Annotated in this window: 22 protein-coding genes; 9 read left to right on the top strand and 13 right to left on the bottom strand. The window is 67.1% G+C overall.

Annotated elements, in window-relative coordinates:
* Positions 1-39: 39 nt before the first annotated feature.
* Entirely contained in the window at positions 40-1,080 is a 1,041-nt protein-coding gene (locus J2T23_RS12030; RefSeq protein ID WP_141158346.1) for a universal stress protein, read from the bottom strand.
* A 418-nt stretch (positions 1,081-1,498) separates the two neighbouring features.
* Between J2T23_RS12030 and J2T23_RS12025 the strand changes: the two genes are divergently transcribed.
* Positions 1,499-2,158, top strand: a complete 660-nt coding sequence (locus J2T23_RS12025) for an FAD-dependent monooxygenase (RefSeq protein ID WP_307360247.1) — start codon at positions 1,499-1,501, stop codon at positions 2,156-2,158.
* Positions 2,159-2,222: 64 nt separating this feature from the next.
* Here J2T23_RS12025 and J2T23_RS12020 read toward each other — a convergent pair whose 3' ends face one another.
* Positions 2,223-2,834 carry a copper resistance CopC family protein gene (locus tag J2T23_RS12020; protein ID WP_141183176.1) on the bottom strand — a complete coding sequence of 204 codons (612 nt, stop codon included), beginning with the start codon at positions 2,832-2,834 and terminating at the stop codon, positions 2,223-2,225.
* Between the two features lie 111 nt (positions 2,835-2,945).
* On the opposite strand from J2T23_RS12020, the gene J2T23_RS12015 reads away from it, so the two are divergent.
* Positions 2,946-4,388: an NCS2 family permease gene (locus tag J2T23_RS12015; protein WP_307360244.1), complete on the top strand. Its 1,443-nt coding sequence runs from the start codon at positions 2,946-2,948 to the stop codon at positions 4,386-4,388.
* Positions 4,389-4,467: 79 nt separating this feature from the next.
* Here the strand turns inward: J2T23_RS12015 and J2T23_RS12010 are convergent, their stop codons facing one another.
* Positions 4,468-5,772: a cation:proton antiporter gene (locus J2T23_RS12010; RefSeq protein WP_307360241.1), complete on the bottom strand. Its 1,305-nt coding sequence runs from the start codon at positions 5,770-5,772 to the stop codon at positions 4,468-4,470.
* A 199-nt stretch (positions 5,773-5,971) separates the two neighbouring features.
* Here J2T23_RS12010 and hutG point away from each other — a divergent pair, with 199 nt between their 5' ends.
* Entirely contained in the window at positions 5,972-6,964 is a 993-nt protein-coding gene (hutG, locus tag J2T23_RS12005) for a formimidoylglutamase (RefSeq protein WP_307360239.1), read from the top strand.
* 36 nt (positions 6,965-7,000) lie between these two features.
* Here the strand turns inward: hutG and J2T23_RS12000 are convergent, their stop codons facing one another.
* Both J2T23_RS12000 and J2T23_RS11995 read right to left on the bottom strand, forming a co-directional pair.
* Positions 7,001-7,666 (bottom strand): response regulator, encoded by a 666-nt coding sequence (locus J2T23_RS12000; protein WP_141158352.1) that lies wholly within the window; start codon positions 7,664-7,666, stop codon positions 7,001-7,003.
* Complete coding sequence (locus tag J2T23_RS11995) at positions 7,663-9,243, bottom strand: sensor histidine kinase (RefSeq protein ID WP_141183525.1); 1,581 nt, start codon at positions 9,241-9,243, stop codon at positions 7,663-7,665. Before J2T23_RS11995 ends, J2T23_RS12000 begins: the two co-directional genes overlap by 4 nt.
* A gap of 308 nt (positions 9,244-9,551) precedes the next feature.
* On the opposite strand from J2T23_RS11995, the gene J2T23_RS11990 reads away from it, so the two are divergent.
* Genes J2T23_RS11990 through J2T23_RS11975 form a run of 4 tightly spaced genes read left to right on the top strand, consistent with a single transcriptional unit; the run spans position 9,552 to position 13,045 of the window.
* Entirely contained in the window at positions 9,552-10,562 is a 1,011-nt protein-coding gene (locus J2T23_RS11990) for a Bug family tripartite tricarboxylate transporter substrate binding protein (protein ID WP_285247248.1), read from the top strand.
* Positions 10,559-11,062, top strand: a complete 504-nt coding sequence (locus J2T23_RS11985; protein ID WP_307360236.1) for a tripartite tricarboxylate transporter TctB family protein — start codon at positions 10,559-10,561, stop codon at positions 11,060-11,062. Before J2T23_RS11990 ends, J2T23_RS11985 begins: the two co-directional genes overlap by 4 nt.
* Positions 11,063-12,601 carry a tripartite tricarboxylate transporter permease gene (locus J2T23_RS11980; RefSeq protein ID WP_141158355.1) on the top strand — a complete coding sequence of 513 codons (1,539 nt, stop codon included), beginning with the start codon at positions 11,063-11,065 and terminating at the stop codon, positions 12,599-12,601.
* 51 nt (positions 12,602-12,652) lie between these two features.
* Complete coding sequence (locus tag J2T23_RS11975) at positions 12,653-13,045, top strand: universal stress protein (RefSeq protein ID WP_141183171.1); 393 nt, start codon at positions 12,653-12,655, stop codon at positions 13,043-13,045.
* On the opposite strand, the gene J2T23_RS11970 is transcribed toward J2T23_RS11975, so the two are convergent.
* Positions 13,042-13,923, bottom strand: coding sequence for a fumarylacetoacetate hydrolase family protein (locus J2T23_RS11970; protein ID WP_307360231.1), 882 nt, complete (start codon positions 13,921-13,923; stop codon positions 13,042-13,044). The genes J2T23_RS11975 and J2T23_RS11970 overlap by 4 nt on opposite strands.
* Before the next feature lie 204 nt (positions 13,924-14,127).
* Here J2T23_RS11970 and J2T23_RS11965 point away from each other — a divergent pair, with 204 nt between their 5' ends.
* The gene (locus J2T23_RS11965; RefSeq protein WP_307360228.1) at positions 14,128-14,385 is read left to right on the top strand and encodes a hypothetical protein; all 258 of its coding nucleotides are present in this window, start codon (positions 14,128-14,130) and stop codon (positions 14,383-14,385) included.
* A 79-nt stretch (positions 14,386-14,464) separates the two neighbouring features.
* Here the strand turns inward: J2T23_RS11965 and J2T23_RS11960 are convergent, their stop codons facing one another.
* The 5 genes from J2T23_RS11960 to J2T23_RS11940 form a co-directional block, all read right to left on the bottom strand.
* On the bottom strand, positions 14,465-14,710 hold the full coding sequence (locus J2T23_RS11960; protein WP_141158359.1) for a hypothetical protein: 246 nt from the start codon (positions 14,708-14,710) through the stop codon (positions 14,465-14,467).
* Between the two features lie 162 nt (positions 14,711-14,872).
* A complete protein-coding gene (gene hutH / locus J2T23_RS11955) occupies positions 14,873-16,465 on the bottom strand; it encodes a histidine ammonia-lyase (protein WP_307360225.1) in 1,593 nt (530 codons plus the stop codon).
* Between the two features lie 2 nt (positions 16,466-16,467).
* Entirely contained in the window at positions 16,468-18,165 is a 1,698-nt protein-coding gene (gene hutU / locus J2T23_RS11950; RefSeq protein WP_307360223.1) for a urocanate hydratase, read from the bottom strand.
* A 151-nt stretch (positions 18,166-18,316) separates the two neighbouring features.
* The gene (locus J2T23_RS11945; RefSeq protein WP_307360221.1) at positions 18,317-19,144 is read right to left on the bottom strand and encodes an IclR family transcriptional regulator; all 828 of its coding nucleotides are present in this window, start codon (positions 19,142-19,144) and stop codon (positions 18,317-18,319) included.
* Between the two features lie 184 nt (positions 19,145-19,328).
* A complete protein-coding gene (locus tag J2T23_RS11940) occupies positions 19,329-20,819 on the bottom strand; it encodes an HNH endonuclease signature motif containing protein (protein ID WP_307360220.1) in 1,491 nt (496 codons plus the stop codon).
* Positions 20,820-21,258: 439 nt separating this feature from the next.
* On the opposite strand from J2T23_RS11940, the gene J2T23_RS11935 reads away from it, so the two are divergent.
* The gene (locus tag J2T23_RS11935) at positions 21,259-22,764 is read left to right on the top strand and encodes an amino acid permease (RefSeq protein WP_307360218.1); all 1,506 of its coding nucleotides are present in this window, start codon (positions 21,259-21,261) and stop codon (positions 22,762-22,764) included.
* Between the two features lie 58 nt (positions 22,765-22,822).
* Here J2T23_RS11935 and J2T23_RS11930 read toward each other — a convergent pair whose 3' ends face one another.
* On the bottom strand, positions 22,823-23,752 hold the full coding sequence (locus J2T23_RS11930; RefSeq protein ID WP_307360213.1) for a hydroxymethylglutaryl-CoA lyase: 930 nt from the start codon (positions 23,750-23,752) through the stop codon (positions 22,823-22,825).
* On the bottom strand, positions 23,752-25,080 hold the full coding sequence (locus J2T23_RS11925; protein WP_307360211.1) for a CaiB/BaiF CoA transferase family protein: 1,329 nt from the start codon (positions 25,078-25,080) through the stop codon (positions 23,752-23,754). Before J2T23_RS11925 ends, J2T23_RS11930 begins: the two co-directional genes overlap by 1 nt.
* Positions 25,081-25,199: the final 119 nt, after the last annotated feature.

Here is a 25,199-nt window from a genome sequence, read left to right as displayed (position 1 = left end):
GTCCGTGGTCTTCCGCTGGCTGCCCGGTAAAGTCGCGGTCTACGCGGCGTCGCCCAGGATGGGGCCGAACCGTCCACGGTCCGCCAGGCGCGGGTCCTCCCGGTCCGGGACAGCCATGACTGGGCCCTTCGCATGGTGGAGCACGCCGTCCGACGTCGAGCCCAGCAGCATTCCGGTGAAGCCGCCGTGGCCGCGGGTACCCACCACCACCAGTTCAACGTGCCGGCTTTCCTCAACGAGCACGTCCACCGGCGAGCCGTCCTTCAATTCGTACTCTGCCTGCAGCCTTGGGTAGTGGCTGCGGAGCCACGCCATGCCGGCTTCCAGGGTGACGCGGATATCGTCAAAGAGGGCCTTGCGGTCCATGGGTGCGGGAACCCAGGCCAGCGAGCCGCTGTACTGGGGAACGGCGCAGACCACGCGGAGGGAGGCCCCGAGCCGCTCGGCCTGGTCGGCTGCTTCAAGGACGGCGACGCGGGCCTGCTCGGAGCCGTCCACACCAACCACCACCACATTCTCAACCGTGCGGTGGCCGGACTTGGCCTGTTCAGCCTTGACGCGGCGGTCCTCCGTGGACTCCCCCAGCCGGTCCGAGCAGAACAAGGGGACCGTCACGGTAGGGCACTTCGCGTGGGCGGGCAGGGCACTGCTGACGGAACCAAGGAGCCGCCCTACGAAGCCGCCGCGGCCGCGGGTTCCCACCACCAGGAGTTCAGCGGTTTCGGAGATCTCCAGCAGGACGCCTGCGGCGTCGCCGTTCTCCACCGAGGACGTGACATCGACGTCGTACGCGGCAACCTTTTCCAGTGCCTGCCGGAGAATCGCCTCGGCACCCTCGCGGATCACGGAGTCGTCCACGGTGGCGTAACCCCCGTCCAGGCCGGACGCGGCGAAGATCGGTACGGAGTAGGCGGTGACGATATGGAGGGGGCGCCGGCGGCGCTGGGCTTCGCGCGCGGCCCACACCAGGGCGCACTGGCCATGGTCCGATCCGTCGACGCCGACCACGATGCCCCGCGGGGCGGAAGGTGTACCGCCACCGTCCCGGGCCGGGTCCGGATGCAACTCTCGTGAGCCCATGGGGGCCGCCTCCTCGCGATACGCCTGATGTTGCGGCTATTCTGCCAGAAAACGGGCCGCTTCCTGCGCACCCGGCACAACACCGGCGCAGGCAGTAACAGGACCGCTCCTGCTCCCCACTATTCTCCGTCCCCCAGTGCTTAGCAAGCCTGTTCAGGGGCATGTGGGCGAAGTTATCCACAGGGTTTCGGATGGCTTCCGGAAAGCGCCTTCACAGGGCGGAAAATGTTTTCTCCACTGGGCTATCCACGGCCGCGTTTGTTCTGTAGTCTTCAGGACATTGTTGGTCCGGGACGCCAACCGCATTTTCCTGCCAGGACGGTCCCGGACCATGCGCTGCGGCCGTACTTGGGGGTAACGGAACGCGCGCCGGCGAGGACGCCGGCACCTGCCGAAGCTCCAAAGGAGGGAAACTGTAGTGTCAAGCACGCCTGGGAACGCCGGGACCGAACAGACCACCACTGTCGTCATTGGCACTGGCCTGTCCGGGCTGGCCGTGGCCGCCGAACTGCGCCGCCATGGGGTGGACTCCATCGTGGTGGACGGCCTCGATATCCTGGGCCAGGCGCAGCCTGCAAACACTACTTCACTGCAACGGTGCGACGCGGCGGACAGCGATACCCTCCGGGAACGCAACGAGATCCTGCGCCACCTGCGCAACTACGCCGCGAGCCACAGTGTGGATGTCCGGAACACCACGCGGGCGGTCCAGCTGACCATGCTGGAAACTCCGGACCAGGTGGCGCCCCGGTGGCAGGTACACACCCCCACGGGCATCCTGGTGGCTGACCATATTGTGCTCACCCGCTGCGCACACAGCCAGTTGCGGCGCATGCTCAGCGATTTCGGCATTGCCGTGGGCCGCAACGTGGCAGCCGCCATGCGGGCCATTGGCATCTACCTGGTGGGGGTGGGCGAACTCATCACGCCATCACCCAAGGAAGTGCTGCGCCAGGCTAAAACCGTGGGCCAGGCCATCTCCGCGAAGGTCAACCCGGGCAGCGGACTGGCGGGCGGCGGGCAGCCCTCCCGGGGTGCCTTACCGGCCGCCGGCGGCTTTGCGGTACTCACCTGCTGAGGGTCCGCCGGGCCGGGTGCGCGGCAGGAACCAACGGCCCTGGGCGGGTGGGACTGCTCCCGTCCTACTCGGCGTCTCCGTCACCGGTGAGCCTGCGCCTGGCCATGACGCCGAGCGCTACCAGCAGGCCGACGGCTACCACCGCAAAAATCACGATGCTCCACTGGAACGGCTCGCCCGCGGCCGCAGGCTCCGACGGCTCTTCCGTGGTTCCCGGCTGTGCGGTGCCCATGCCGGGGACCGTACCGGCCGCCGTCGAACTTCCACCGGTGGACGCGCCTGGCGCTGCGGCGCCGGACGCCGCAGAAAAAGTGAAGGTTCCCTCGATGGGGTGTGAGTCCGAGCTGACCACGCGCCACGCCACCGTGTACGTTCCCGCCGGGCCGCCGGGGCGCAGCTTTTGGGTGGCCACGTTGTCCACGATCTGCACGGAGCCGTCAGACCATTCGGTTCCGCCGGCATCCTTGACGGAGAAGGACGACCCGATGCCCAGCGGCTTGTTGCTGAACGTCACCGAAACCTCGGCGGGCGGAGCAGCCAGTGCCGCCCCCTGCGCCGGGCTGGTGGATTCAGCGGCATCATGGGCGGAGGCCGGGGCGGCCAGGCCCAGTGCAGCGGCTGCCAGGACAAACACACCGAGCACCAGGCTCAGCAACTGGCGGGGGACTTGGCGCATGGTGGGGCTGCTCCTCGTGTTGGCTTCCTTACAGACTAGGCGAAATTGCCTGCCCACTCCCCGCCGCTCCCTTAGGATGCAGGTATCCCCACACACTTCCCCGGAGGACTAATGCTTAAGCAAGGCTCTGCCCTGGACCGGTATTTCAGGGTCACCGAGCGCGGCTCCAACCTTTCCCGCGAGATCCGCGGCGGGTTCGCCACGTTCTTCGCCATGAGCTACATCGTGGTGCTGAACCCCCTCATCCTGTCCGGCGCGGACTCCAACGGCACCACCCTGGGCTTCACCGCCGTCGCCGCCGTAACCGCACTGGTGGCCGGCGTCCTCACCATCCTCATGGGGGCCTGGGGACGGCATCCCTTCGCCCTGGCCACCGGCCTTGGCGTCAACGCCTTCGTGGCTGTCACCGTGGCCACCAACCCCGGCCTCACCTGGCCGGACATGATGGGCCTGGTGGTCCTGTCCGGCGTGACCATGCTGATCCTGGTCCTGACCGGCTTCCGCACCGCCGTTTTCAAAGCCGTTCCGGACGGACTCAAAACGGCCATCGTGGTGGGCATCGGCCTGTTCATCGCCCTGATCGGCCTGGTCAACGCCGGGTTTGTGCGGCGCATCCCGGACGTTGCGGGAACCACCGTCCCGGTGGGCCTGGGCTTCGAAGGCAAGCTCCTGGGCTGGCCTACCGCCGTGTTCGTGTTCGGCCTGATCCTGACCATCGCCCTGGTGGTGCGCAAGGTCAAGGGCGCCATCCTGATCGGCATCATCACCTCCACCGTGCTGTCCGTCATCCTTGAGATGACCCTGCACATCGGCCCCAGCTTCGACGGCAAGAACTTCAACCCGCAGGGCTGGTCCCTGGTTGCCCCGGCATTTTCCGGCTGGGCTGCCCCGGACCTGTCGCTGATCGGCAAGGCCAACCCGTTCGGCGCCTTCGAGCACCTTGGCTTCGTGGCAGCCACCCTGCTGGCCTTCGTCATCCTGCTCAGCATCTTCTTCGACGCCATGGGCACCATGGTGGGCCTGGCCAACGAAGCCGGCACGGTGGACGAGCACGGCAACATTCCCGACGTCGACCGTGTGCTCCAGGTGGACGCCCTCGGCGCCATCATCGGCGGCGGCGCCTCCGTCTCCTCCAACCAGATCTACGTGGAAGCTGGCGCAGGCATCGGCGAGGGCGCCCGCACGGGCGTGGCGTCCATCGTCACCGGCCTGCTGTTCCTGGTGGCCATGTTCTTCACTCCGCTGATCAACCTGGTCCCGTTCGAGGCCGTGGCCCCGGCGCTGGTGGTGGTGGGCTTCATGATGGTCTCCCAGGTGGGCAAGATCGACTGGCAGGACTGGGGCATCGCCATCCCCGCGTTCCTCACCTTCACCCTGATGCCCTTCACCTACTCCATCGCCAACGGTCTGGGCGCAGGTTTCATTGCCTACGTCCTGATCCGCACCGTCCAAGGCAGGATCAAGGACATCCATCCGCTGATGTGGGCCGTGGCCGCAGCGTTCGCGCTGTTCTTCGCCATCGGCCCCATCGAGGCGGCCCTGGGGATGAAGTAACCTCTGTCCCGGGAAAGGGCTGGTGCGGCGTCCGCCGCACCAGCCCTTTCGCTTTACCCGGGTTTCCCGGGCCGTGCGCCTACACCGGGGTGTTGGGGGCGAGCCCCTCGTCGCCGGACACCGCCAGCGCCTTCCGCTGCCGCAGCCGGTCCAGCCGGTTCATCAGGGGCGAGGTGGTGGCTCCGTGGATCACGATGGAGAGGGCCACCACCAGCCCGACAAAAGACCAGAGCCAGCGTCCCTGGCCGGTGAAGTGTCCTTCCCCCAACGCAAAGGCCAGGTAGTACAGGGAGCCGATTCCGCGGATGCCGAAGAATGACAGTGCCACGCGTTCCCGCGGACCGGTCTTGCCTCCCAGCAGGCCCAGCCAGCCTGCCAGCGGCCGGACCACCAGCAGGAAGGCAAGGGCCACCAGCAGTTCCGGCAGCCCGATACCTGCCAGCAGCCCCCGGGCGATGGCACCGCCGAGCAGGACCAGGATCACCACCGTCAGGAGCCGCTCCAGCTGTTCCACGTAGGAGTGCAGCACCCGGTGGTAGCCGTTGGTGCGTTCTGCGGCGCGGATGGTCACGGCACACACAAACACCGCAATGAACCCGTAGCCCTCCACCATCTGCGTCAGCCCGTAGGCCAGGAACGTCGCGGCCAGGGCCACAAAGCCCTCCGAGTGGTTGGACAGCCTGAAGCTCTCCGCGCGGGCGGAGAAGAACAGCCTCGCGAGCAGCTTTCCGGTGAGGAACCCCACCACCAGCCCGACAGCCAGCCGCCACACCACGTCCAGTCCGAACCATTCGCCGAACCAGCCTGCGGGGTCCGCCCCGGCAACGCTGATGGCAATGGCAAGGTAGACGAACGGAAACGCCAGCCCGTCATTGAGTCCGGCCTCCGACGTCAAGCCGAACCGGACCTCGTCCTCTTTGTCGGTGTGGTCGTCCTGGTCGGCAGGTTCTCCCACCTGAACCTCGGATGCCAGGACAGGGTCCGTGGGGGCCAGGCTGGCGGCCACCAGCAGGGCCGCACCGAGACCCAGGCCCAGGAGCCACATCCCCAGCAGGGTCAGCCCGAGGATGCACAGCGGCATGGCAATACCCAGGAGGCGCCACGTTGTGGACCACCGCCGGCGTCCAACGGGGCGGTCCAGGGCAAGCCCGGCGCCCATTAGCGAGATGATCACGCACACCTCGGCAAGGTGCATGACAAAGTCGCTGTGCTCCACCGGGTTGGGACTTGGCAGCGAGGGGATCAGCGCGAAGGCTGCCATCCCGGCGCCCAGGAAGACCATGGGCATGGACAGCGGCATGTTGCGCAGCAGCTTGGGCAGGACCGCCGCGACGAAGACGGCCACGCCGGCCGCGGCAAAAAGGATGTCGGGGGCTTCAAACATGGGCTCTCCAGCCTGGAAGTGTTTCGTTGCCCGCCCGCAGCCATTGCCTGCGCCTGCGGAGCGGCCCGGTCCCACCCTATCCCCCGTACCCACGGCGGGACCGTTCCACGGATGCCTAGGGCGTCCGGATTCTCGGATTCCGGACAGTACGACGGCGGGCGTGCTGGCTTTCGCGCCCGGCGTGCGGTGAGCTTGGAGCATGTCCCTCCAGCTTCCCTCCGTCGACGCCCCGCCCCAGCCCTGGACCGGCAGGTTCGACGGCGATGGGCCGGCCCACCGCCGCTGGTGGCAGGCGGTGAACCACGAGAGTCAGTCGGCGGCCGGCGGGGCTGCAGCGGGACAGGATGAAGAACCGTTGGTGGCATTATCCAGCCGGCAGCCGGTGGCCCTGCTGGGCTTTTCCAGCGATGAGGGGGTGCGCCGCAACAAGGGCAGGCCCGGCGCGGCGGCTGCGCCGGCGGCGCTGCGGAAAGCACTGGGTCCGCTGGCCTTCCACCTGGACCGTACCGTGGCCGACGCAGGCGATGTGGTGGTGTCCGGGGAAGACCTCGAGGCGGGCCAGGAACGGCTTGGCCAGGTTCTGGCGGAACTGCTGGATGCCGGCCACCAAACCGTGGTGCTGGGCGGCGGACACGAAACCGCCTATGCCAGCTACCTCGGCGTCAGCGCATCAGCCGCGGTCCACAGCGGGCAGCGCCTCGGGGTCCTGAACCTGGATGCGCACTTCGATCTCCGCGAGGAGCCGGTGGCCAGCTCCGGCACGCCGTTCCTGCAGATGGCCCGCGCGGAAGCGGACGCCGGACGCGAATTCCGCTACGCCGTCGCCGGCATCTCGGAGCCGAACAACACCCGGGTCCTGTTCGACACCGCGGACAAGCTGGGGGTCCGGTACCTGCTGGACGAGGACTGCGACGCGGACCGGACCCGGGACTTCGTGGCGGGCTTCCTGGCCGACATTGACGTGCTGTACCTGACCATCGACCTTGACGTGCTGCCCGCCGCGGTGGCACCCGGGGTCAGTGCGCCCGCAGCCTACGGTGTCGAGCTACCCGTCATTTCGGCCGTCTGCCGGCAGGTGGCCCGGAGCGGGAAGCTGCTGCACCTGGACGTGGCGGAGCTGAATCCCGCGTTCGACATTGACGGCCGGACGGCCAGGACCGCCGCCCGGCTGATTGACACGCTGCTGCGCTGAGGGCAGGTCCCCCGGTGGCGTCCCGGCGGGGTCCCGTCAGGCCTTCAGGACGTACCGCCGTTCGGGCCGTCCCACCCCGTATTTGAGCCGCACGTCCAGCGTTCCTTCATCGTGCAGGTACTCAAGGTAGCGGCGGGCGCTGACACGGGAGGTTCCAAGTTCCTCGGCCACTTCCGCCGCCGACACGTCGCCGGTGGCGGCGTTCAACGCTGCCTCCACCAGCTTCAGCGTCTCTATGCTGCAACCCTTTGGCAGCGGCCGTTCGGCGCGGTCCAGGCCGAACACCCGATTCACATCCGACTGTTCGGCCACGTCCTTGGACGCATCCAGGCCCTGGTACGCATTCCGGTAGTGCTCCAGCCGCTCCTGCAGGTCCGTTTGCGAAAAGGGTTTGATCAGGTAATGGACAATGCCGCCGCGCAGCGCTTTACGGACGGTCTCAACCTCGCGCGCGGCACTGATGACCAGCACGTCCAGCTCCGGAGCGACAGCGCGGAGGCGTTGCATCAGGTCCAGGCCGTTGATGTCCGGCAGGTGGATGTCCAGCAGCACCAGGTCCGGCTGGAGCCGCCCGGTTTCCGCGACGGCCTGCGCCCCGGTATGGGCGGCCCCCACCACGGTGAAGCCGGGCGTGCGCTGGATGAAGCCGGCATGCACCTTGGCAACCATGAAATCGTCATCGACGATCAAAACCTTGATCACGGCCGGCTACTCCCTCGTTTCAGCACAGCGGTAAAGACTGCACCATTATCGTTCGCCACCGTCAGGTTCCCGCCGCTGCGGCGGCACACGGCCCGCGACAACGCCAATCCGAAGCCGCGGCTGCCGGCCGGGCCGGGGTCCTTCGTGGTGAAGCCCTGGCGGAAGATCCGGTCAGTGGCACCCCCGGGGACACCGGGACCGTTATCGCGGACCGTCACCACCACGTCTCCCGCCCCGTTGCCCTCCACCAGCACCCTGACGGCTGCCTGCGGAAGCCCGGTGACGGCGTCGAACGCATTGTCCACCAGGTTCCCCACCACGGTGGTGAGGTCCCGGGACAGCCCGTCATCGACGCTGTCCAGCACGGAGTCCGGGTCCAGCTGCAGGGCCGCGCCCCGTTCGGTGGCGAGGCTCGACTTCGCGATCAGCAGGGCGGCGAGCGCGGGGTCCTTGATGCGGGCCGACACTTCGTCGTTGAGCCGGGTCCGGTCCACGGTGGCGCCGTTGACGAACTGGACCACGGAATCGTACTCGCCGATCTGGATCAGGCCGGAGATGACGTGGAGCTGGTTGGCGAACTCGTGCGCCTGGGCGCGGAGGGTGTCCGTGGCGGTGCGGGTGGTGCCAAGCTCATGCTCCAGTTCCGAGAGCTCGGTCCGGTCGCGCAGGGTTGTCACCGAGCCGATCACCCGGCCGCGGGACTGGAACGGTACCCGGTTCATCACCACCAGCCGGTCCCCCACCAGCACCAACTGGTCGGGCCCGGGCTGCTCGCGGGTGAGGACTTCCTTGAGAGCGGGTTCGACGGCGAGCGCCGCCACGCGCTTGCCCACGCAGTCAGGCGGGAGGCCCAGCAGGGCACGCGCGCTGTGGTTGGCCACGGTGATCCGCTCATGCAGGTCCAGCGCCACGACGCCCTCCTTGAGGCCGTGCAGCATGGCCTCGCGGTTTTCCACCAGGCTGGTGATCTCGCTGGGCTCCATGCCAAGGGTTTGCCGCTTTACCCGGCGCGACAGCAAAAAGGAACCGGCGATGCCCAGGACACTCGCCACGCCCAGGTAGGTCAGGAGGTTGGGCACGGCGTCGCCCAGGCGTTCGAGCACCGTTGGATAGTTGCGGCTGATGGAGGCAATCCCGATCATGCGCCCGGTGTCATCCAGGACGGGGACGTGCGCGGACAGCAACGGCGCAGGGGTCCCGCCCACCACTCCCGTCCAGGCACGGCCCTCCATGACCCTGCTGGCACCAAGCTCCAGCGGCAGGCCCAGCAGGCTGGGATCCGAGGACGCCACCACCGTGCGGTCGATGCGTGCCAGCGCCACCCGGGATGAGCCGGAAACGATCCTGACGGACTCCGCCACCGCCGGCAGTACTGCCCCGCCGCGCGGTTCCGTCTCCGGCAGGAGCTCACGCACCACGGGGTTGCCGCCCAAGGCTTCCGCTGCGGACAGGGCGCGCCGGCCCTCAATCCGTTCGAAGGCCGCCGCGGACTGCGCCAGGGAGATGGCCACGACGCCCACCAGCACGGCCAGGACGATGAGCAACTGCAGCAGCAGGTACTGCCCCGCAAGGGACATTCCTCGTCGTCGAGTCACAATGGTCTTCCTGGTATGTGCGGGCAGGGGAACCGGAGGCCCGGCGCCAGTGGCAGGCCGCAGCGCACACAGGATATGGGCGCAGGGCCTGGGGTGGTGTACCGGGAACTATATCCCAAAGCCAGCGGCAGGGCGGCTGTGGGATGCCGGAAACGTGAACGCAATGAACACAACTTTCTCTGCGTACACAAGAGTGATCGGCGTCACTGCCGCCCCTAGCATCGGAACCACAAGGCATCGGAACCACGAGTCAGCCGATGCTGATCAGATTTTGATGAGAAGAGGAATACATGCGCCAGATCCGCGCATTGCGAGTCGCCGCCATTGCCGCCGGCATCGCCCTGATGGCCACCGGTTGCGGTGCCACCAGCAAGAGCTCCACCGGCACGGAAAGTTCCGGCGCCGCCGCCGGTCCCATCACCGGCCTGCAGATCATGGTCCCCAACACCCCGGGCGGCGGCTACGACACCACCGCACGAGCCGCAGCGAAGGTGCTCGACGACGCAAAGATCTCCACAAACACCGAAGTGTTCAACCTTGCCGGTGCCGGCGGCACCGTGGGACTGGCCCGGATCGTCAACGAGAAGGGCAACGGCGACCTCGCCATGCTCATGGGCCTGGGTGTGGTGGGCGCCAGCTACACCAACAAGTCCGAGTCGAAGCTGACCGACACCACCCCGCTGGCCCGGCTGATCGAAGAACCAGGTGCCATCATGGTGGGCAAGAATTCGCCCTTCAAGACCATCGACGACCTGGTGAAGGCATGGAAAGCCGATCCCGGCTCCATCGCCGTTGGCGGCGGGTCCTCCCCCGGCGGCCCGGACCACCTCCTGCCGATGCAGCTGGCCGGCGCCGTGGGCATCGACGCCACCAAGGTCAACTACGTGGCGTACGACGGCGGCGGCGACCTTTTGCCCGCAATCCTCGGCAACAAGCTCGGCTTCGCTGCCTCCGGTGCCGGCGAGTACCTCAAGCAGATCGAATCCGGCGAGGTCCGCGTCCTGGCCACCAGCGGTGAGAAGCGCCTGGACGGTGTGGACTCACCCACGCTGAAGGAGTCCAACATCGACCTGGTGTTCACCAACTGGCGCGGCGTGGTGGCCCCTCCGGGCATCAGCGACAAGGACAAGGCCGCCCTGATCGCGGCCCTGGAGAAGATGCACGGCACCGACGGCTGGAAGGAAGCGCTGAAGACTCACAGCTGGACCGATGCCTTCATCACCGGCGACCAGTTCACCACCTTCCTCACCGAGCAGGACAAGCGCGTAGCCAACGTCCTCACCAAGCTCGGGCTGGCGTGACGTCCCTGGCAACAGGCCTCAAAGGCCGCTCCGAGCTGGGAGTTGCCCTCCTGCTCGGGGCGGCCGGCTTCCTGGTCTTTCTGGACGCCAACGGCCTGGCAACCCCGTATTCGAAATCCGATCCGGTAGGGCCCAAGACGGTTCCGTTCATCGTGGCCGGAATGCTGGTGGTCTGCGCCGTGCTGCTGGCACTCAACGTCCTGCGCGGCGGCAAGGGCGAGGCGGAAGCCGGCGAAGACGTCGACCTCACCCACCCCGCCGACTGGAAGACCGTCCTCCCGCTGGCAGGAGCCTTCATCCTGAACATCCTGCTCATCGACTGGGCCGGATGGGTGATCTCCGGAACGGTCCTGTTCTGGGGCAGCGTCCTGGCCCTCGGCAGCCGCCGCTACGTCCGGGACGGGCTGATCTCCGTTGCCTTGTCCCTGCTGACCTTCTACGGCTTCTACCTCGGCCTGGGCATTGCACTGCCGGCCGGCCTCCTGGAAGGAATCCTGTAAATGGACGTCTGGTCCTCCCTGATGGACGGTTTCGCCACCGCCCTCACCCCCATGAACTTCCTGTACGCCGTGATCGGCGTCATCCTGGGTACCGCCGTCGGCGTCCTCCCGGGCCTGGGCCCGGCCATGACCGTGGCCCTGCTGCTCCCCGTCACCTACGCCCTGGAACCCACCAGCGCCTTCATCATGTTCGCCGGCATCTACTACGGCGGCATGTACGGCGGCTCCACCACCTCGATCCTGCTCAACACCCCTGGTGAATCGTCGTCGGTGGTCACGGCCATCGAAGGCAACAAGATGGCCAAGGCGGGCCGGGCGGCGCAGGCACTGGCGACGGCGGCAATCGGCTCGTTCGTGGCCGGCACCATTGGCACGGCCCTGCTGGCCGTCTGCGCACCGGTCGTGGTGAAGTTCGCCGTCAGCCTGGGCGCCCCCAGCTACTTCGCCATCATGGTCCTGGCCCTCCTGGCCGTCACCGCCGTGCTCGGCTCGTCCCGGCTGCGCGGATTCGCCTCCCTGGGCCTCGGCCTGGCCATCGGCCTGGTAGGGATGGATTCCGTCACCGGCCAGCGCCGCCTGACGTTCGGCCAGCCGCTCCTTGCGGACGGCCTGGACATCGTGGTGGTGGCCGTGGCCATCTTCGCCGTGGGCGAGGCCCTCTGGGTGGCGGCACACCTGCGCCGCACTCCCCTGCACGCCATCCCGGTGGGCCAGCCCTGGATGGGCAAGTCCGACTGGAAGCGGTCCTGGAAGCCGTGGCTGCGCGGCACCGCCTTCGGCTTCCCGTTCGGCGCCCTGCCAGCCGGTGGCGCAGAGATCCCCACGTTCCTGTCCTACGTGACGGAAAAGCGCCTCAGCAAGCACCCGGAAGAGTTCGGCAAGGGCGCCATTGAAGGCGTGGCCGGTCCGGAAGCAGCCAACAACGCTGCGGCCGCCGGGACGCTGACCCCCATGCTGGCGCTGGGACTGCCCACGAATGCCACCGCAGCCGTGATGCTGGCCGCCTTCACCAGCTACGGGATCCAGCCGGGTCCACAGCTCTTCGAAAGCCAGGGGCCCCTGGTGTGGGCCTTGATCGCCAGCCTGTTCATCGGCAACCTGCTGCTCCTGATCATCAACCTGCCGCTGGCACCGCTGTGGGCCAAGCTGCTGCAGCTGCCACGCCCGTACCTGTACGCGGGCATCCTGTTCTTCGCCACGCTGGGCGCCTACTCAGTCAACCTGCAGGCGTTCGACCTGGTGATCCTGCTGGTCCTGGGCGCACTCGGCTTCATGATGCGGCGCTTCGGGCTTCCCGTGCTGCCGCTGATCCTGGGCGTGATCCTGGGCCCGCGGATCGAAGGGCAGCTCCGCAAGACCCTGCAGCTGAGCGCAGGCGACCCGGCAGGGCTCATGGGTGAGCCGATCGCCGTCGGCATCTATGTCATTATTGGCCTCATCCTGCTCTGGCCCTTTGCCTACAAGGTGTACCGCCGCAACCGTCCGGAGCGCAGGCCGCTGCTCCCGGCCAACTCGGGTGCAGCGGATTACAGTGACTAAGCAGCCGCACCAAAGCCATCCACGCACATCGAGCAGAAGCAAGGAGACACCATGACGGTCGTTGTGGGATACGTCCCGACCCCCGAGGGCGAAGCTGCCCTGACCCAGGCCATCACCGAAGCCCGGAAGAGCAACAGCACCCTGGTGCTGATCAACTCCTCCAAGGGCGAGACCACCGTGGACACCCGCTTCGCCCAGGACCGGGACATCCAGGACATCGAGCAGCGGCTGGCCAGCCAGGGGATCCAGTACCTGGTCAAACGTCCGGTCCGCGGCCACGACGCCGCAGCTGAGGTGCTGGATGCCGCCGAGGAACACAACGCCGACCTGATTGTGATCGGCCTGCGCCGCCGCACCCCGGTAGGGAAGCTGATCATGGGCAGCACGTCCCAGCGCATCCTGCTGGAAGCGGACTGCCCTGTCCTGGCCGTAAAGGCGGACTAAGCCGTGGAGGCCGCCCGCGTCCGGAACAGCTCCTGGCGCTGGCGGCCCAGGCCCTCCACCTCTACCTCCACCACGTCGCCGGGCTGGAGATAGGGGAAACGGCCGCTTAAGGCCACCCCCTGCGGAGTTCCGGTGAGGATCACGTCGCCCGGTTCGAGCCGCATGTACTGGCTGCAGTGGTGGATCAGGGTGGGCACATCGAAAATGAGCTCCGCCGACGTTGAGTCCTGCCGCGGCTCACCGTTCACCCAACTGCGCAGCCTCAGGTTTCCGCCGTCGATCTGGTCCGCCGGTACCAGCCACGGACCCAGGGGCGTGGATCCGGGCAGCGATTTGCCTTTGGTCCACTGGCCGGCAGCGCCCGGCAGCTGGTACTCCCTTTCGGAAAAGTCATTGGCAGTGACGTAGCCGGCTACGCAGCCGGCAGCTTCGTCCGGCGAGCCAAGGTAGCTTGCCTCCTTGCCGATCACGATCCCCAGCTCCACCTCCCAGTCGTATTGCGTGGAGCGGGGCGGAAGCGGGGCCGGGTCGAACGGGCCCGTGACGGTGTTGCTCGGCTTGAGGAAGACCACGGGAATGGTGGGCGGCTCCGCTCCCGATTCCGCGGCGTGGGCGGCGTAGTTCATCCCGATGCCAACCACTGAGCCGGGCCGGGCCACAGGGGAACCAACCCGCAGCGCAGCAGCGCCGTCCAGGACCGGCAGTTCCCCTGCTTCGAGCGCCTTCCGGGCCTTTTCCAGGCCGCCGTCAGCAAGGAAGGCGCCGTCCACGTCGGCAGTGAGGGGCAGCAGGCTGAAGTACCGGTCAGGGCCCTCCGGGGAGGTGACCAGCACGGCGGGCTGCTCGTGGCCGCTTTCACCCAGGCGCATGATCTTCATACCGTGTTCTCCTCAGCTGTGTCGATGGGATTTCCGGGCCCTCCGGACGCCCACTTCCATGGTCCTCGATAAGGACCGGCGTCCGGAACGGAACGCTTTGTGACCGCTTCAGCAGCCAGCCAAAGGGCAGTCATCTGACGTATAGCGTCCTCAGTCGGTAGAATGGTGAAGCCATACTGGCACGAAACACAGAAAGTTCAGTACATGACTACAGCCCTCTTGGAGCGCGTTCCCGCCGCCCAGACCGCCGAAGGACCTGCCCCGCGGTCCATCAGCCTGGAGTTTTCCAGCGCCGGCGAGGTCCACGCCGGACTGGAAGAGGCGGTGGCAGAACTGATCGAAGTTGCAGCCAAGGACGCGGCTTGCGGAATCCTGGTCACCAGGCTGCACCCGGGACGCTACACGGTGGCCCTGGACGAATCGGTCCCCTTCGGCGAAACCTACGAGTCCATCGCCGCCTGACCAAGACCACAAAAAATCCCCGCCCTCCCATTGGGAGTGCGGGGATTTTTTGTTGCTCGGGTTCTTCCCGGCCGGACCGTCAGCCGCGGCGGACCTGCACGCCGTCGGATTTCAGGAAAAGCTGCTTCTCCGCCGGACCTGACGGGCCCGCCGGCACCAGCCAGAGGACGTTGCCGCTCTGCGACACCTCTTCCACCTCCCCCGCAGCCACCACATGCGCATGCTTGATGATCTCGACACGGTCCCCGGCCTGGAGGGCCCTCCAGTTGGAAACCGCGGCGGAATGGGCATTGCGCCTCGACAGGACTGCCCCACGTGCTTTCATTTGAACTTCTACCCCTTTGTATCGTTCTGCCGCCACAGCCTCGTTGATGTGACTTTCACTACATCTTCAGTTCTACTACACTCCCGGAGCCAAGGCGTGCCGTGGCGCCGGATATTCCGCACTGCGGACGCAGGCGCAGCAGGCCCTGAAGATCCTTCGGTTTCAGGCAAGCGGCCCGACGGCGGATTCGGCCGCCGCACGAACGTCACCTGAGGCGACCAGCCGGTCAGCCGCCTCCAGTTCCGGGGACAGGAAACGGTCCGTGCCCGGCCCCTCCACCACCTCGCGGAGCGCTGCCACCACGGCGGTTCCGGCCGGCCCTGGGGTCAGCACGCCGCCCGAGAGCTGGGTGCGGATGTCCAGGGCCCGGGCCGAGGTCACCAGTTCGATGGCCAGGACGCGCCGGAGGTTCTCCACGGCCTTGCGCAGCTTCCGCGCCGCGTGCCAGCCCATGGACACGTGGTCCTCCTGCATGGCCGAGCTCGGAATGGAGTCCACGGATGCCGGAACGGCCAGCCGCTTGTTGTCCGAGACCAGCCCGGCCTGGGTGTACTGGGCGATCATCAGGCCCGAGTCCACGCCGGGATCCGCAGCCAGGAACGCCGGCAAGCCGTGCGAGCGGGCAGGATCCAGCATCCGGTCGGTACGGCGTTCGGCCATGGAGCTGAGGTCCGCCACGGCGATGGCCAGGTAGTCCAGGACGTATGCCACGGGTGCGCCGTGGAAGTTGCCGTTGGAGCTGACGCGGCCGTCCGGGAGCACCACCGGGTTGTCGATGGCTGCCGCCAGTTCCCGGGTGGCCACCAGCTCGGCATGGTCCACGGTGTCGCGGACGGCGCCGGCCACCTGGGGGGCGCAGCGCAGGGAGTAGGCGTCCTGGACCCTTGAATCCCCCACTTTGTGGGAGGCCACAATGGGCGAATCCGAGAGCACACGCAGCATGTTGTCGGCACTGGCCGCCTGGCCCGGGTGCGGCCGCAGCGCGGCGTGCAGCTCGGGCAGGAACACCTGGTCGGTGCCCAGCAGTGCCTCCACGCTCAGCGCGGCGGTGATGTCCGCCGTCGCCAGCAGCTGGCGCAGGTCCGCGATGGCCATGAGGAGCATCCCCAGCATGCCCTCGGTGCCGTTCACCAGCGCCAGCCCTTCCTTCTCAGCCAGGGTGACCGGCTCTATGCCGTGCTCTGCAAGCAGCTCGGCGACGGGCCGCTCGCCGCGCCCGCCGTACGTGACGCCGTCGGGCCCTGCCGCTTCACCCTCACCCATCAGGACCAGGGCGCAGTGCGACAGCGGCGCCAGGTCACCTGAGCAGCCCAGCGAACCGAACTCGCGGACCACCGGGGTGATGCCGGCGTTGAGGACGTCCACCATGGTCTGCAGGACCACGGGGCGGACGCCGGTGCGGCCGGAGGCGAGGGTCTTGGCGCGCAGGAACATGATGCCGCGGACCACTTCCCGTTCAACTGCCGGGCCCATGCCTGCCGCGTGGCTGCGGATCAGCGATTTCTGCAGCTGGGTGCGCAGCCCGCCCGGGATGTGGCGGTTGGCCAAAGCGCCGAAGCCGGTGGAGATGCCGTAGGCAGGCGTGTCGCTGGAGGCCAGGCTGTCGATGTGGGCACGGACGTTGGCCACGGTTTCGAGTGCATCCGGGGCGATGGTGACCTTTGCGCCGTGGCGCGCGACGGCGAGAACATCCTGGGGCGTGACGCCGGCCGACCCGAGGGTGACAGTGAGCGGTTCGTGGGTAATCGTGGTCATGATTAGTTGCCTTCGTTCATGGGGATGCGGACGCCGCGTTCCTTGGCGACTTCGACGGCGCGGTCGTAGCCGGCGTCGGCGTGGCGGATGACGCCCATGCCGGGGTCGTTGGTGAGGAGGCGCTCGAGCTTTTCGGCTGCGAGGTCTGTGCCGTCGGCGACCGAGACCTGGCCGGCGTGGATGGAGCGGCCGATGCCGACGCCGCCGCCGTGGTGGAGGGAGACCCAGGTGGCGCCGGACGCGGTGTTGAGCAGCGCGTTCAGCAGCGGCCAGTCGGCGATCGCGTCCGAGCCGTCAGCCATGGCCTCGGTCTCGCGGTACGGGGAGGCGACGGAGCCGGAGTCCAGGTGGTCGCGGCCGATCACGATGGGCGCCTTGACCTTGCCCTCCTTGACCAGCTGGTTGAACAGCAGGCCGGCCTTGGCCCGTTCACCGTAGCCGAGCCAGCAGATGCGCGCCGGCAGGCCCTCGAACTCGACCCGTTCCTGGGCGGCGTCAATCCAGCGGTGCAGGTGCTTGTTCTCCGGGAAGAGCTCCTTGATGGCTTCATCCGTCACCCGGATGTCCTCCGGGTCACCGGACAGGGCAACCCAGCGGAACGGGCCAAGCCCTTCGCAGAACAGGGGCCGGATGTAGGCGGGGACGAAGCCGGGGAACTCGAAGGCCCGGGCGTAGCCGCCCTTGCGGGCTTCGTCGCGGATGGAGTTGCCGTAGTCGAACACCTCGGCGCCGGCATCCTGGAATTCCACCATGGCCTGGACGTGCCGGGCCATGGATGCCTGGGCCTTCTTGGTGAACCCTTCAGGATCAGCCTCTGCCTCGCGGTGCCACTCGTCCACGGAAATGCCTTCGGGCAGGTAGGACAGGGGATCGTGGGCGGAGGTCTGGTCGGTGACGATGTCCACCGTCAGCTCGCCGGCCTTGTGGCGGCGCAGGATCTCGGGGAAGACTTCGGCGGCGTTGCCCACGTAGCCCACGGACCAGCCGCGGCGCTCCTCCTTGGCCTTGAGCACCTTGGCGATGGCGGCGTCGAGGTCGGTTTCCACCTCGTCCAGGTAGCGCTTGCCGGCGCGGCGGCGCAGGCGGGACTCATCGACGTCGACGATCAGGCAGGCGCCGTCGTTGAGGGTGACGGCGAGCGGCTGCGCGCCGCCCATGCCGCCACAGCCGCCGGTCAGGGTCAGGGTGCCGGCGAGGGTGCCGTTCTCGTCGCCGGTGAGTTTGCGGGCGATCGCGGCGAAGGTTTCGAACGTGCCCTGCAGGATGCCCTGGGTGCCGATGTAGATCCAGGAACCGGCGGTCATCTGGCCGTACATCATCAAGCCCTCGGCCTCGAGCCGGCGGAATTCCGGCCAGGTGGCCCAGTCGCCCACCAGGTTGGAGTTCGCCAGCAGCACGCGGGGCGCCCACTCGTTGGTCCGGAAAACACCCACGGGCTTGCCGGACTGGACCAGCAGGGTTTCGTCCTTTTCCATGGATTCCAGCGTGCGGGTAATGGCGTCGAACGCGGCCCAGGAGCGGACGGCCCGGCCCGTGCCGCCGTAGACCACCAGGTCATCCGGACGCTCGGCGACCTCGGGGTCCAGGTTGTTCATCAGCATGCGCAGGGGCGCTTCGGTCTGCCAGGACTTGGCGGTGAGCTCGGTGCCGCGGGCTGCTTTGACCGGGCGGGCACCGGTGGTGAAATCGGCGGGTGCCATGGTGGGCTCCTTCTTGTGTTGTCTGTTGGAGGAAAGAAGTTCTGTATCCACTAAAGCCCTTTGGAACCGCCCTTCACAGGGCTTTTGGCGGGGAGCTGTCCGGGATGCCAGACGCGATCCGGGCCTGTTGCCCGGATCGCGGTTCACGGCGTTACTTGGTGGGGCGTCCGTGGATCCGGACCGAAAGTTCATCCGCCGCCTTCTGGACCCGGGCTGCCAGCGCCGGCCATTCCTCCGGGGCCAGCTTGTCTTCCAGGAAGGTGACCGCGACAGCGGCGGTGGGCCAGCCCGTGTGGTCGGTGACGGCGGCGGCGATGGATCCGAAGCCGGGGGTGACCTCACCGTGTTCGGTGGCGTATCCGCGCTGCCGCACCCGGTCCAGGTGCGAGGAGAGCGACGAGTACTTCATGATGGCGCCCTCCACCTCATGCCGGGCACTGAAGGCGGCGGCGTTCGGGTAGAGCGCACGGACCTGCGACTTGGGCAGCGCTGCAAGGATGGCCCTGCCGCTGGCCGTGAGATGGCTGGGAAGCCGGACGCCGACGTCGGTCACCAAGGAGGGGCGGTTCTTGGCCCGCTCCTCCACGATGTACAACACGTCCCTTCCATGGAGCACGGCAAGGTGCGCGCTTTCGCCGATGGCGTCCACCAGGCTCGCGAGCAGGGGGCGGCCCAGCCGGGACAGCGGTTCCTGGCGGGAGTAGGCGGAACTGAGTTCGAAGGCGCTGATGCCCAGGCCATAGCGCTGCTCCTCGTGGAGGTGAAGGACAAAGCCATTCGCCTCCATGACCCCCAGCAGGTGGTACACACTGGAGCGGGGCAGGTCCAGGCTGGAGGCGATCTGGGAGGCCGCCATGGGCCCGCGCCTGGATGCCAGCAGCTTGAGAATGCGCAGGGTGTTTTCCGCGGCGGGGACCTTTGACGGCACCTTGGCCGCGGCGCGGGGTTCCGACGAATGGGTGCTTAGTGCAGTGCTCATGGGCAGGAACGGTCCTTCTCGATAGCTGTGTCCGGTATCCCGTACTTAAGCTTGCGCCCTGGGTGGCGCCGTTCGTGATCCATCGTCCTTTGTCGTGTCTCGAATACCAGACATGGCGCATTCCAGCGAGCCAGCAATGCCGAACACCGGCACCAGGCGTCGTCCCGCAGCCCGCCTCCGCGCCTCAGCACGAGAGAACGGGCGCCTCCAGCTCTACGAAGTCCAAAAACAGGTTCCACTCCGGAAAAGGGTCGGCAGGAAGCTGACCTTCCAGTGGGCCGGGGTCGTCGGGGACACCAAGCTCCTCAACAAAGCCGATGTCTTCAAGCGCGCACACGTCCGCCGCCTCGGTTGCTCCTATTGAGGTTTCGCGTTCCGAGGCGCCGCGGAACGAAGTCGGGAGCCATTGCGGCCAGCGGGCTGGTTCTGAGTCCTGCTGTTCGGGGTTGTAGTGGCGCCCTGTGGGTGAGGTCCAGCCTGGCGGCTCATCCTTGGTGGCCGGGTCGGGGATCCATTGGCTGTGATGTTTGAGCCGGTGGTGCTTACGGCAGAGCTGTGCCAGGTTGCTGACGTTGGTGGTGCCGCCGTGTTCCCACGCTTGGAGGTGGTCTGTTTCGTTGTCGGGAGTGCGGTTGGTGCACCCGGGGAACGTGCATTGGGCATCGCGCAGCCTGATCCAGCGTTTGATGGCCGGGGTGAGCCGGTAGTTCTTCCTGCCGATCTCCAGCGGCGCACCGTCCCGCGGGTCGACCAGGACCCGGTAGAACGACTCCGCCCCACCGGCGACGAGTTTGCGGGCCATGGACGTCGGAATCGGCCCGAGACCGTCCAGGGTTGCGGGTTCGTCGGTGAGCCCGAGGAGGGCGAACACCGGCACGGTGACCAGGACATCGGCCCTCGACGTGGGGACTTTCCCGATGGCGGTGACTCCTGCGGGTCCCGCGCCACTCTCCCCGCCAAGAGCATTGCCGGCGCCGAGCAGCAGGGATGCGGCGATGTCGGGGCGGAGCTGGGTGAGCGTGCGCTCTTCGCCGGGGCACTGGAGGCCGCGGGCGGTCGCGGTGGTCCGGTTCCAGATCGCGCACGCGGTGTCCCCGGGAAGGTAGAGGGAGACCCATGCCATGCCATCCTTGTCCGGGGTGTATTCCATCCGCCGATCCGCCACACCCTTTACATGGCGCTTCTCGATCGATTCCGGATGATGGCGTTCCCGCCACCCACGGACCTTGGCCCGGAACCGGGACGGGACCAGCTCGCCGGGGGCCGCGCCGCGGGCAGCATTGGGCGCGGCAGGGTCGAAGAAATGCGCCACCAAAGACGCCGCATCCTCAGCGGTGAGGCTCTCGGTTTCGTCGGCGACGATCCGGGCATGCTGCCACGACATGGTTCCGGCGGAGAGGGCCTCGGACACCGGCGGCAGGGAGCAGATCCGGCGGGACTGCTCCACCAGGGCGCCCGCGGCCGCGGAACTGATGGTGAGGACCCCGGCGATCTCCTCCACCACGGACATTTCCGCGTAGGTGCGGTCATCCACGGACGCGTCCGGCGGGGTCATCGCCTGCTGGAACTCCACTGCCTCAGCAGCATCCAGTGCTTTCACCGCGGCGAGCTGCGCCTCCAACCGGGCAACGAGCTCCAGCCGTTCCAGCCGGAGCTCATACCGCCGCTGCAACACGTCAACATCAGCACTAACGCCGACCCCGGCGGCCAGGAACGCGTCCTCTCGGTCCAGTGCATCCAGGCAGCGACGGCGGCTTGAACACCCTCCAACGCCACCCCAACACCACCGCTGTTTCCCATACCGACATCATCGCGCGACCCACTGACATTGAAACCGGAGCCATTAGCCGCCAAAGCCACCCGGCGCCACGGTGGCCCACCCTTAAAAGCCCGCGTGCCGCCGTCGTACGCATATACGCTGCGCAACCTACTTTTCGCACCCCTAATACCCCGCGCGAAAAGGAAACTGCGCAGCGCAAGAACCTATCCGACGCGTAATTGCACTGCGGACAGTCTGGAACCGAAGACACCAAGCCTTCGTGAGCCTCATCACGAAGGGCCTGGAAATGGTCTGCTGGTTAGCGGCTCCCTCCCAAAGACGAGAAGGTAACTCTATGCAACCCACTCCAACCCGGATGCAAAGTCCGGTGGAAACGCAAAAGCCGGCAGCCGTCGTCGGACAAGTCCTCAACAGGGGGCTCAATGTCCGGCACATCCGCTTTATGGCCTTGGGCTCGGCCATCGGCACGGGCCTCTTCTACGGCTCCGCCTCCGCCATCCAGAAAGCAGGACCGGCCGTCCTGCTGACCTACATTATCGGCGGCGCCGCGGTGTTCATGGTGATGCGGGCCCTGGGCGAGATGGCGGTGCGGCACCCGGTGTCCGGCTCCTTCAGCCAGTACGCAGGCCGCTACCTTGGGCCCCTCGCCGGGTTCGTAACCGGCTGGACGTACGTGTTCGAGATGGCCATTGTCGCCATTGCCGACGTCACCGCGTTCAGCATCTATATGGGATTCTGGTTCCCGCAGGTTGACCGGTGGATCTGGATCCTGGCCGTCATCTGCTTCCTGGCCGCGCTAAACCTGCTCAGCGTCAAGGTCTTCGGCGAGCTGGAGTTCTGGTTCTCGCTGGTCAAGGTAGCGGCCATCGTCGCCATGATCGCCGGCGGCGCGGCAATCATCGTGTTCGGTTTCCAGGCCGCGGACTCCACCGTGGCGCCCGGCCTTGGCAACCTGGCTGGGCACGGCGGGCTGTTCCCCAACGGCTTCGACGGGCTGCTGGCATCCTTCGCCGTGGTGATGTTCGCCTTCGGCGGGATCGAGACCCTGGGCATCACGGCCGGCGAGGCAGCCGACCCCAAGAAGGTCATCCCAAAGGCCGTCAATACCGTCCCGGTGCGCGTGCTGCTGTTCTACGTCCTCACCCTGGGCGTCCTGATGAGCCTCTTCCCGTGGGACCAGGTAGGCACCAGCGGCAGCCCCTTCGTGCAGATCTTCAGCAGCCTGGGCATTCCCGCAGCACCGCACATCCTCAACGCCGTGGTCATCACGGCAGCGCTGTCGGCGATCAACAGCGACATCTTCGGCGCTGGCCGCATCCTCTTCGGACTCTCCAACCAGGGCCACGCGCCCGCCGCCTTCGGGAAGGTCTCGCGGCAAGGTGTCCCCTGGATGACCGTGGTCATGATGGCCGGGATCCTGCTGGTGGGCGTGGTCCTCAACGCCGTCATCCCCGAAGACGTGTTCCTCGTTATTGCCTCCATCGCCACCTTCGCTACCGTCTGGGTGTGGGTGATGATCCTGGCGTCCCACGTGGCCATGAAGCGGGAAATCGCAAGGAAGGGACTGCCGGCGTCGGAATTCCCCTCGCCGTGGTGGCCGGCCGCGTCAGTCCTGACCATCGCGTTCATGGCGCTGGTGATCGCCGTCCTGGGCGCCTTCGAGGACACCCGGATCGCGCTGTACGTGGGCGCCGTGTGGCTGGGGCTGCAGGTCCTGGCCTACCGCCTCTGGATCAAGGGTGACGGACGACGGCGGCCCCACCTTGAGGACGAGACCTCGCCGCTGCAGGTGGTCGGGACCGCAGGGACAAAGGCTTCGGCCGGAAGCAGGCGGGGCTGAGGAAAGCGTCACTGCAACTCCGCCGTTGCGGCGTTTGGCGCAGAGTGTTCCCCCGGGCCTAGGCAGCCTTGGGGAACACTCCTGCGCCGGCGAGCCCTGAGCGCGGGGCCGTCTCTACTTTGGCGCAGATCCAGCGCCCCAGTTCGGTGGCTGCCAGCGGATCCATCGACGTGGCAAACCCTGCCCGTTCCAACATCCACACCAAGTCTTCCGTGGAGATATTGCCGGCCGCGCCGGGGGCGAACGGGCATCCGCCCAGGCCTCCCACGGCACTGTCAAAGACCCTGACGCCGGCTGCCATGGCCGCATAGGTGTTTGCCAGTGCAGTGTGTCGCGTTTCGTGCAGGTGGGCCCTCAGCGGCACACCCGTTTCGGATGCCAGGGCAGCAAAGACCTCGTTGACCTGCCATGGGACGGCGCAGCCGATGGTGTCCGCCAAGGCAACCTCGGCCAGCTGACCTCGTTGCAGTGCCCTGCGGACCACCGAAAGAGCTTGCGCTCCAGGCACGTCACCCTGATACGGACAACCGAAAGCTACGGCGGCCGTAACCGTGACGGGAATGGCGGCAGCGGCGGCGATTCCGGATACTTCTTCCAGCGCGTCCAGGGCGGCGGCGACAGTCGTGTTCTGGTTGGCTGCGGCAAAGGCATCGGTCACGGGCAGGACGTAGTTGATCTCGTCCACGCCCGCGTCAACGGCCCTGTGCGCACCGCGGGTGTTCAGAACCAGGCCGATGTAGCTGGCGCCGGCATCCCGCGGCACCCCGGCCATGACGGCATCGGCATCCGCCATTTGCGGAACTTTTTTGGGGTTGACGAAGCTCACGGCTTCAATCCGCCTGGCGCCCAGGGCAATCAGATCGTTGATTAGGCGCAGCTTGTCGTGGGTGCTGACCGGAATCTTTTCATTCTGCAGCCCATCCCGGGGACTGACGTCAACGATGGAGACTGAATCTCCGCGAGTACCGGTTCCCGCAATTCCGTTCATCAGATGGCACCTTCGTCCTTGGCATGCTGCAGTTCTTCGCCGTTCAGTTTGAGCAGACCCCCGTAGACGTCGCTGTTGTGGGAGCCAGGTGACAGCGGCCCGTTCCACGCGATGCCGCCGCTGGTCCGGGACAGCTTGGGGATGACGCCCGGCTGGACCACCGCCCCCAACTGTTCATCGGGAACTTCAACCAGCATCCCGCGCGCCCGGAGCTGGGGGTCTTCGAAGATGTCCTCGATGGTACTCACAGTGCTGTTGGGAACAGCGTGCCGGTCAAGGCACGCCACCAGTTCCGAGTGGTTGAAGCGTGCCGCCCATTCGGCGATCAGTTGTTCCAACGCCTCCTGGTTGACTCCCCGGGAAGCATGGTTGCTGTAGAGGGGGTCGGAAGCCAGCTCCGGGGTGCCCATTGCAGCAGCCAGCCGCACGAACACAGAGTCCTGGTTGGCAGCGATCACCACCCACTTTCCGTCGCTGGAGCGGAAGATATTCGACGGCGCTATGCCCTTCAGCCCGGAACCGCTGGGGCCGGGCACAATACCTTGAGCCGCATAATCGGGAACGGCGCTTTCCAGGAGGGAAAAGCATGCCTCAACAAGGGACACGTCCACGACCTGCCCCGTCCCTCCCCTGGCATCCCGCCAATACAAGGCCAGCAGGATTCCCTGCAGCGCATAGAGCGACGCCAGGCTGTCCCCCAGCGAAATGCCCGTCCGTGGCGGAGCCTGGTCCGGGTAGCCGTTGAGGTGGCGCAGGCCGCCGCGGGCCTCGGCCACGGACGCGTAACCCGGTTTGTTGGCATCAGGTCCGGTCTGGCCGTAGCCGGAAACCCTGGCGATGACCAGGCCTGGGTTGCCTTGCCAAAGCACGTCGGGGGCGAGCCCCAGTTTTTCGAGTGTTCCAGGGCGGAAATTCTCGAGGATGACGTCGGCTTCCCTGCAGAGTTCCAGGAACAGTTCACGTCCGCGGGGCGACTTGAGGTCCAGCGTCACGCATTTCTTCCCCCTGGACTGGACCGACCACCAGAGCGTGTGGCCATGCATCCGGGCGCGCCCCCATTCCCGCATGGGGTCGGGACGGTCGGGAGACTCGATCTTGATGACCTCCGCGCCGAAGTCTGCGAGCTGCCGTCCTGCAAACGGGCCTGCGATAAGTGATCCGAGCTCCAGGACACGCACGCCGGTCAACGGGCCGCCGGCCTTTTCCATGGCAGCGCCAGGGGCAGGTGCAGCGCCGGGCCCTGTCCACGACCGTCCGCCAGGTCCAGCGTCTGCGTTCTGCCCGGCGCGCATGCCGTCAGGGGGTGCGGTCTGGGAAGTTTCCACCATCTTTTGGACTCCTGTTCTGACGGCAACCGGTGCCCGGGCCGCGTTGCCCGGCCTGCCGTGGGATCGCAAAGCATCGTTGGCACGACAACTCATATTGTGGACCTAAATTCACAATGTGG

Source organism: Pseudarthrobacter niigatensis (genome assembly GCF_030812615.1).
Lineage (GTDB): Bacteria > Actinomycetota > Actinomycetes > Actinomycetales > Micrococcaceae > Arthrobacter > Arthrobacter niigatensis.
This window is presented reverse-complemented; position numbering and strand designations above follow the sequence as displayed.

Bases quoted from the DNA above. Each gene is read 5' to 3' on its own strand.
- J2T23_RS11980 (WP_141158355.1), top strand. From the start codon at position 11,063: ATGGACGTCTGGTCCTCCCTGATGGACGGTTTCGCCACCGCCCTCACC.
- J2T23_RS11945 (WP_307360221.1), bottom strand. From the start codon at position 19,144: ATGAGCACTGCACTAAGCACCCATTCGTCGGAACCCCGCGCCGCGGCC.
- J2T23_RS11925 (WP_307360211.1), bottom strand. From the start codon at position 25,080: ATGGTGGAAACTTCCCAGACCGCACCCCCTGACGGCATGCGCGCCGGG.
- hutG (WP_307360239.1), top strand. From the start codon at position 5,972: ATGTCCCTCCAGCTTCCCTCCGTCGACGCCCCGCCCCAGCCCTGGACC.
- J2T23_RS12030 (WP_141158346.1), bottom strand. From the start codon at position 1,080: ATGGGCTCACGAGAGTTGCATCCGGACCCGGCCCGGGACGGTGGCGGT.
- J2T23_RS11970 (WP_307360231.1), bottom strand. From the start codon at position 13,923: ATGAAGATCATGCGCCTGGGTGAAAGCGGCCACGAGCAGCCCGCCGTG.
- J2T23_RS11935 (WP_307360218.1), top strand. From the start codon at position 21,259: ATGCAACCCACTCCAACCCGGATGCAAAGTCCGGTGGAAACGCAAAAG.
- J2T23_RS11975 (WP_141183171.1), top strand. From the start codon at position 12,653: ATGACGGTCGTTGTGGGATACGTCCCGACCCCCGAGGGCGAAGCTGCC.
- hutU (WP_307360223.1), bottom strand. From the start codon at position 18,165: ATGGCACCCGCCGATTTCACCACCGGTGCCCGCCCGGTCAAAGCAGCC.
- hutH (WP_307360225.1), bottom strand. From the start codon at position 16,465: ATGACCACGATTACCCACGAACCGCTCACTGTCACCCTCGGGTCGGCC.
- J2T23_RS11990 (WP_285247248.1), top strand. From the start codon at position 9,552: ATGCGCCAGATCCGCGCATTGCGAGTCGCCGCCATTGCCGCCGGCATC.
- J2T23_RS11960 (WP_141158359.1), bottom strand. From the start codon at position 14,710: ATGAAAGCACGTGGGGCAGTCCTGTCGAGGCGCAATGCCCATTCCGCC.
- J2T23_RS11930 (WP_307360213.1), bottom strand. From the start codon at position 23,752: ATGAACGGAATTGCGGGAACCGGTACTCGCGGAGATTCAGTCTCCATC.
- J2T23_RS12010 (WP_307360241.1), bottom strand. From the start codon at position 5,772: ATGTTTGAAGCCCCCGACATCCTTTTTGCCGCGGCCGGCGTGGCCGTC.
- J2T23_RS12020 (WP_141183176.1), bottom strand. From the start codon at position 2,834: ATGCGCCAAGTCCCCCGCCAGTTGCTGAGCCTGGTGCTCGGTGTGTTT.
- J2T23_RS12015 (WP_307360244.1), top strand. From the start codon at position 2,946: ATGCTTAAGCAAGGCTCTGCCCTGGACCGGTATTTCAGGGTCACCGAG.
- J2T23_RS11995 (WP_141183525.1), bottom strand. From the start codon at position 9,243: ATGTCCCTTGCGGGGCAGTACCTGCTGCTGCAGTTGCTCATCGTCCTG.
- J2T23_RS11965 (WP_307360228.1), top strand. From the start codon at position 14,128: ATGACTACAGCCCTCTTGGAGCGCGTTCCCGCCGCCCAGACCGCCGAA.